The organism is Psychrobacter sp. AOP7-A1-24 (assembly GCF_052376235.1).
Lineage (GTDB): Bacteria > Pseudomonadota > Gammaproteobacteria > Pseudomonadales > Moraxellaceae > Psychrobacter.
This window is the reverse complement of the sequence record NZ_JBQSVM010000036.1, coordinates 21,523-28,291: the sequence shown is the minus strand read 5'-3', so window position 1 is coordinate 28,291 and position 6,769 is coordinate 21,523. Positions and strand designations below refer to the sequence as shown.

The 6,769-nt window shown below is 43.1% G+C and carries 6 protein-coding genes; 2 read left to right on the top strand and 4 right to left on the bottom strand.

What is annotated here, in order from left to right; translation table 11 throughout:
* Positions 1–371: 371 nt before the first annotated feature.
* A complete protein-coding gene (locus ACT3QQ_RS11325) occupies positions 372–650 on the top strand; it encodes a type B 50S ribosomal protein L31 (protein ID WP_444521222.1) in 279 nt (92 codons plus the stop codon).
* Positions 651–748: 98 nt separating this feature from the next.
* Here ACT3QQ_RS11325 and ACT3QQ_RS11320 read toward each other — a convergent pair whose 3' ends face one another.
* From ACT3QQ_RS11320 to ACT3QQ_RS11305, 4 genes are all read right to left on the bottom strand, one after another.
* A complete protein-coding gene (locus tag ACT3QQ_RS11320) occupies positions 749–1,591 on the bottom strand; it encodes an SGNH/GDSL hydrolase family protein (RefSeq protein ID WP_444528112.1) in 843 nt (280 codons plus the stop codon).
* Positions 1,585–2,982, bottom strand: a complete 1,398-nt coding sequence (locus ACT3QQ_RS11315; RefSeq protein WP_444528111.1) for a nicotinate phosphoribosyltransferase — start codon at positions 2,980–2,982, stop codon at positions 1,585–1,587. Before ACT3QQ_RS11315 ends, ACT3QQ_RS11320 begins: the two co-directional genes overlap by 7 nt.
* Before the next feature lie 248 nt (positions 2,983–3,230).
* Positions 3,231–4,298 (bottom strand): bifunctional nicotinamide-nucleotide adenylyltransferase/Nudix hydroxylase, encoded by a 1,068-nt coding sequence (locus ACT3QQ_RS11310; protein WP_444528110.1) that lies wholly within the window; start codon positions 4,296–4,298, stop codon positions 3,231–3,233.
* Positions 4,299–4,437: 139 nt separating this feature from the next.
* The gene (locus ACT3QQ_RS11305) at positions 4,438–5,412 is read right to left on the bottom strand and encodes an alpha/beta fold hydrolase (RefSeq protein WP_444528109.1); all 975 of its coding nucleotides are present in this window, start codon (positions 5,410–5,412) and stop codon (positions 4,438–4,440) included.
* Positions 5,413–5,962: 550 nt separating this feature from the next.
* Between ACT3QQ_RS11305 and nfuA the strand changes: the two genes are divergently transcribed.
* Entirely contained in the window at positions 5,963–6,646 is a 684-nt protein-coding gene (nfuA, locus tag ACT3QQ_RS11300; protein ID WP_444528108.1) for a Fe-S biogenesis protein NfuA, read from the top strand.
* The last annotated feature ends 123 nt before the right edge of the window (positions 6,647–6,769 follow it).

The following is a 6,769-nucleotide window of genomic DNA, read 5'->3' as shown; positions in this document are numbered from 1 at the left end:
AGATTGTATTTAGTTAGTTTGGCTACATTAAGATAATTTATTGATTAATTTAACTAACCTAATTACTTTACTAAAACCAATCATCTATCTCAACATTCTCACCCTTACAGTGACAACTTATCACATATCTCTATCACAACTGCTTCTTGCGTCTTACGTCAAAAACCGTTAAAATCGCGGTTTAATTTTCCCGCTGGGGAAAGGCTAAGCGAACAGAAGGGTGGTGTTGGGTGCTGGAATAAGCCAGTGACGCAGTTGCCATACTTGTAATGTCCTTAGTGCCTCAGTTACGTATGTCATTATCTGTTTGATACATCATCAATGATGCTGTATTTAGACGTTGTACATACATCGGACCTAGAGAGTATATTATGCGTAAAGATATCCATCCTAATTACCAAGAAGTTTTATTCCACGACACTAACGCTGACGTGTACTTTTTGACTCGCTCAACGGCTAAGACTAAAGCGACTCGTGAGTACGAAGGTAAAGAATACCCATACTACCCACTTGATATCTCAAGTGCGTCGCATCCATTCTATACTGGTGAGCAACGTAAAACTTCTACTGAAGGTCGTGTTGCAAGCTTCAACAAACGCTTTGGCGCATTTGGTGGCCGTAGCAAGAAAGCTGCTGACGCTGCTGAATAATTTACCCTTACGGTGTAAATGTATTTTGCCAAGCAATAAAAAACCGCTGAATATTCAGCGGTTTTTTTATGTTTCAAAGGTATAGATAGTAAATATCTTTAATGCTCAGATTCAGTGACAGGAATATCTAATAGCTGAGTAATGGTCTCCACTATTTGCTGTGCCCAATAACCGTACATCAGACTGCTAGGATGAAATCCATCGCTAGCAAACATCACCGCTATATCAATAGGCGAGCCATTTGCATGCTCTTCTAACATCCGCGTAAAGTCAGTTGCCATATAAGTGACACCAGCATGAGCGGCACAAACCTGCTGTAATATCCCGTCCAGTATTGACGCTTTTGCCCCGACAAAATTATTGAGAGGAGCAGGGATGGCAGGCATTTTTGCCATCGGCGGCAAACTTAAAAAAACCAGTTCTCGTACGCCAAATTTACGCTGTGCAATATTAATAATGTCTGCAATTTGCTGTTTCCATTTATGCACAGAGACATTGGAAGTTGTGTCATTGACCCCTACGCTCAGCAACATCACATCAATAGACTGACGAGGAGCGGGTAGGACATACAATCTGCGTAGAATATCAAAGCTGGTATGACCTGTTGTCGCTTGTAATGACCAATTGAGTCGAGCAAAATTCGATTGGATAGCTTTGTTTTGCTCCAGTATAGGAATGAGTTTACCGGTCAACGCTTCCTGCTGAGTCTGACTACCCACACCTGCTGCTGCCGAATCACCAACGATCATAAGATTAAACGTCTTAGCATCTTGCGTTGATAGCTCATGATTCGCTTGAGGCAGCTCAATCGCGCCATGCCTTTCGCCATGTGGTTCAGGTAGGCGAACGGTATCACGTTTAATTCTACGACCTTGATAGAGGTAAACAGGAGCAAATAAAACGTCTTTTGCGACCGATGTCAGTTTACTGGTATCTACCATCCCGCGCGTTCCCTAACTGTCGTGAGACTGTCCTCAATTAATAATTTACCATCGACATAGACATCGCGTAATAGATTGTCAGCGGGTTCGTTCATCTCATTTTCTTTGACAGTTTTTAGCTGGCCACTATCACCTTTTACCAGTGCCAATCGTCCTTTTTTCGAGCGTTTCGAGCGGCTGGTAACAGGGTCTTTATAAATGTCTTTCCATGCGCCATCGATACGGATGGCACTAGATTTCATCGCCCAGCTCATGGTGTCACGGTTGACTTGCTGTAATAGACCACCGCCCATACCAAATGTCACGTTTTCTATGCTAAAGCCTGCTTTGATTACCACATCAATAATTTTGCTTAAGCTTTGCGGGCTGATACCATCACCTTGAATGATACGCACATAGTCGGGCAGTACTTTATAGCCTTTGCTGTTTACGGTCGTACCGAACTTCACTGCCAAGCGCTCTAACGCTTCACGGACGACTTTGGTAGGTTCGCCGCTGTCTGGTCTGATGACTAAGGTGCCACCCATATTTTTGACTTCCTCTTTCAAGGCATCGCCCCAGATATTGTCGATGGCATTCCACAAGTCATAGCTATCAGATACGACCGAAAAGGCTTTGTCTTCACCGCCAAACTGCTCGATCATATTGTGAAAAGCAGCAGTTTCGCCATCACGTCCCCATGCTGTCATCGTACTGTGCTCAGCCGCTGGGATAGAGAACGCAGGCATATCGTCACTCATCTCATACCAACGACTAGCGGCAATAAGCGCTGTCATCGAGTCGGTACCAGCAAAGTTGACTAAATGAGCTAAGCTACCAAGTGCAACGGTTTCTTGGCTTGATGCCCCGCGCGAGCCAAAGTCATGCAAGCGAAAAGGCAGCGACTCTGTATTGTCTGCTGATTTTTCTAATGCTTGACGGATAATATCTTTGCAGTAATGAGAAACACTGGCGACCGTGGATGGATACCAAATCGCACGCAATAACGCTGTTTCGATATAGCTAGGTAGCCAATAAAACTCAGGATCAGTATTGATCACTTGGCAGACTACATTAGATACTGGCACGATACTACCTTCTGGTACGGCTTGAATACGCAGTGGCAAGTAGCCGTCGTGTTTTTCAATCAAATGTTCCCAGCCTGCACGGTTAAAGGTTAAGCCATGCGCTTGAATGACCTTTTCGGCTTCATCGATATCTTGATGTGTGATAGGGGTACTTAAGTACTCTTTGATGAATGCTTGCAAGCCAAAGAACACCACATCGTAGTCGCCTTTGCGCGCTTCAATGTAGCTTGACAGATACTCACTACCGCTCGGGTATTGCACCCAATGTGAGGTCTTATAGCTGTCACTATTTAAGATTAAATTGTTTAGATTACTGGTATACATCACAGAACTCCTCTGCTTCGAAATGCCGCAGCTGCTTTACTGAAAGAACAGTGGCAGCGGTTGATTGCCGTCTATCGGCATTGATATCAAGTTATTAGTTTATTGATATTATGTTGTTATCGCATTAGTACAACGCTGTCACTAAAAGTCATAAAACAAATAGTGCGATATTTAGTGCTAGCTGTTTTGATAATAATTTGCCCAAGTAGCAATTAGAAAAAGCCGTTAAAAAAATGATTAGAAATGAACTACAAGCCAACCATTTTAGTAATAATCGCATGGTGATCTTCAAACATCATTTTGGCATCGATCTCTGCCAATGGTAGCCAAAATGCTTTGGTTGCATCGTCGCCACCTTTTACTTTTGGCAGACCTTTTGGATCGTTTTTGAGCTGAAAATAAAACGCTTGGGTAATCGTACGGCCACGCGCTGAGCGATACGGGTCGTCAAAGGTATGCTGGCTATGGCATGAGCCACGTAATACTGGTTCAGGCACTTTGAGGCGAGTCTCTTCACGCAGTTCACGGATACAAGCATCAAACAGCGTTTCTTTGGGATTCAAAAATCCACCTGGCAGTGCCCACAGTCCGCGCCCTGGCATACTGCGTCGTTCAACCAGCAGGATATGTCCTGACTGTACAATCAGTGCATCAGCAGTCATAAAAGTAGGCGGATAAGGCGCTGATTCCCACTGTCTTTTGTATTTATCGATGAAGTCTGCTTCTTCGTGCAGCTGATGATAGTCGTCAGTTTGTTTGAATGCATCAAGGACGTTGCGCGTCGACTCAGGCGTACGCTCAGGTGTTGGCGTGGCCCCCATAAGATAGCTGTCACGAATCGGTGTGGCTGATAAGTTGTGATAATTAGGCACTGACACAGAGTCCCAGTTGGGGAACAATGACAGATAGTAAGATGAGCTGTCTTTTGAATGACCAATCAGACCGATATCGCTCTGCAAGTCACCAGTGACAGATTTTACGCCTGCCTGCACATACTGGAGCCAGCGGGTGTCGTTGTAGAGCGCATCGTCTAAGCCAACACAGTGTATGCGTGCAGCTTTTTCGTCAGAGTAGGCGCCTTTGATCATCGCTGCACGTTCAGCGACACTAAATGGATTGCGTAAGCTACGTGGTAGGTTGGCTGAGCCAATCAGCATAATCACTTCGTCTGAGCGTTTTAGCGCCTCATCGATGACGGCCTTATGACCAGCATGAAACGGCTGAAAGCGCCCGATAAAGACTAGATAACGATAGTGCTTGCTGTTTTTTTGATCTAGGTGTTGCTGATCTGACTGTTGCTCTGATAATTCACTCATAGACGCCAACTTCCTACGACTTATTTTTATTGATTAAAAATTGATGACGCTAATACTGACACAGCCTATGACTTGCTGACAAGTACAAAGATGTTTAGGGGTGTGTCATGATCAACATAGTCTAATCGGTATATTTACTTCAACCAGCATGCTTCTCTATCCACGCTGTCACTGTCGGCCAAATCTCTGTAGCCGCATTACGACTAATCATAATGCGGCTGTGCGTATAGTCATCTAAATCGCCGTGACTGAGTGAGTACTCTCGAAAGATATTGGCTGAGTTATTAAAGCCATCAAAAAACAAACGACAGCCGCGAGTAGGGGATATGAAGTTATCACCTTTCGCACTAATAGAATAAATAGGAATGGTAATTTTTGGCATATGATGTCGATAATCGATAAAGTCATCGCCAGTATTTTTTTGCTGATGAATGCTTTTGTTTACTTCACCTTTATCAAAACTAGACTTTTTCAAAAAGCTGCTTTTGAAGTTTTTGCGCAAATTCCAATCGTACCATTGGGTCATCGTATAGTAGCTTTCGTTGAAAGGGCCTACCTTGAACTGCTTAGCTGGTATGAAGCCGACAAGTCGAGTCACTATCTTGGCTGTAAGTATTTTCGCGTAGCTAGTCGAATCTTCTACCGCACCAAAAGCTTGGCAGGCAAACATACTGATGCTATTGACCTTATTGATATAGCTTGGGTTTTGGACGAGAAACATGGTCAAACCAACACCGCCACCACTGTGAGTAACGCAGTGCAAATTAGCGAGCTTTAGTTCTTCAAAGAAATAGCGAAAAGTCGCCTCATAGTCGTAAGTGGCGACAGTCTCAAAGTTGAACTTTTCTTTCGGTAGAGAGCTACCTCCATGCCCGCGCCACTCCATGATGTAGCAGTGATGGCCAAGTCCCGCAAAATATTCGGCGATTTTGAGACAAGTTTGCTTGTCAGAAAACGTACCATGCGTCAGAAATATGTTTTGCGGTGTGATATTAGGCAGGTTGTTTTCTGATGTGTTAGCTATCGTACCGTCGTCTATAGCATTAACTACTTTCCAAACAGCAATTTTCTCATCATCCTTGGTGGTTACTAGGTGCAACGTCCGTGTCATCATAAAAAAGATCCTATCTCAACAATATATAGTTTTTATATAAGGCGATTAAAAACTTTCATGCTTATAAAGCCAGTGTGCAAAATCATTCAAATTATCAATACTACGTTAAAACTAGCTGACGTGCTCGGACCAGATGTGAACGGTATGGCATATCGAAAATACTAAGTATGCTTGATAAATGATACGGCTGTCTTTATATAGAGAATAACTTGGCAACCAACACAGAAACAGGCACGTTTGTTTTATATTGTTCAAATATAAAGCTACCTTGCCGATTGCCAGCATCATTGAAAAAATCAATGACAACCATTTATAGAGGTCTCGAGTCAATTCACAGTAGTGTGGTCGGAATTGATGCTTGATTGAGGTATAATGACTGCTATAGACGGATTAACTTGATACTCATGTCGGCCAATGTCATACAATAATAAATCACAATCATTGCTAGTCTGCATGTCTTATATAAGCCGTAAATATTTTGAAAATCCAAATTCACGACACAGTAGCCATAATAGATATAGCGTTTGTGTCATAGCGCATAGGAAACATTATGAGTGATCAAAACCAAGCTGATAACCAATTAGACCAAACTGCTGGCTATGAATCAGCACTAGATACCGAGCAAGTCGAAGCAAAGAGCAACATCACTATCACTGAGTCAGCTCAAGGCTATTTGGCAGATTTATTGTCTAAACAAGATATTGATGGCATCGGTGTACGTATCTTTGTTGAACATCCTGGTACACCGCGTGCAGAGTGTTGCATGGCTTATAACCAACCAGGTGAAGAAGACAGCGCGGATTTGCGTTTTACTTACGAGAAGTTTTCTGCCTTTATCGAGGCGGCGTCAGTACCTTATTTAGAAGATGCGGTCATCGATTATAATAAAGACCGTTTTGGTGGTCAGCTGACTTTCCGCGCGCCGAACTCTAAAGTACCTAAAGTAGGCGCTGATGCTAGTGTCGAAGAACGCATCAACTACGTATTGCAGTCAGAGATTAACCCTGGTTTGGCAGCGCATGGTGGTGACGTACAGCTACTTGAGCTTATTGATGAAGAAGGCATTGGTCTAACGGCTGTATTGAAATTTGGCGGTGGTTGCCAAGGGTGTTCAGCCGTTGATATGACTTTGCGTCAAGGCGTTGAAGTACAGCTTAAACAGCAAATTCCAGAGCTAACGCAAGTGGTTGACGATACTGACCATACTCGTACAGAAAACGCTTACTATAAATAAAAACGCGTTCGCCATCTGAAAGCTGAATAGCTAAGTAACAGCTTTAGCATTATATTCAATAAAAAAGTCGAGTTCTGATGAACTTGGCTTTTTTTATTGCTATGATTTGGTAGATGGTTTTTT

Excerpts from the sequence above, each read along its gene's own strand:
- ACT3QQ_RS11325 (WP_444521222.1), top strand. The coding sequence starts at position 372 with ATGCGTAAAGATATCCATCCTAATTACCAAGAAGTTTTATTCCACGAC.
- ACT3QQ_RS11310 (WP_444528110.1), bottom strand. The coding sequence starts at position 4,298 with ATGAGTGAATTATCAGAGCAACAGTCAGATCAGCAACACCTAGATCAA.
- nfuA (WP_444528108.1), top strand. The coding sequence starts at position 5,963 with ATGAGTGATCAAAACCAAGCTGATAACCAATTAGACCAAACTGCTGGC.
- ACT3QQ_RS11315 (WP_444528111.1), bottom strand. The coding sequence starts at position 2,982 with ATGTATACCAGTAATCTAAACAATTTAATCTTAAATAGTGACAGCTAT.
- ACT3QQ_RS11320 (WP_444528112.1), bottom strand. The coding sequence starts at position 1,591 with ATGGTAGATACCAGTAAACTGACATCGGTCGCAAAAGACGTTTTATTT.
- ACT3QQ_RS11305 (WP_444528109.1), bottom strand. The coding sequence starts at position 5,412 with ATGATGACACGGACGTTGCACCTAGTAACCACCAAGGATGATGAGAAA.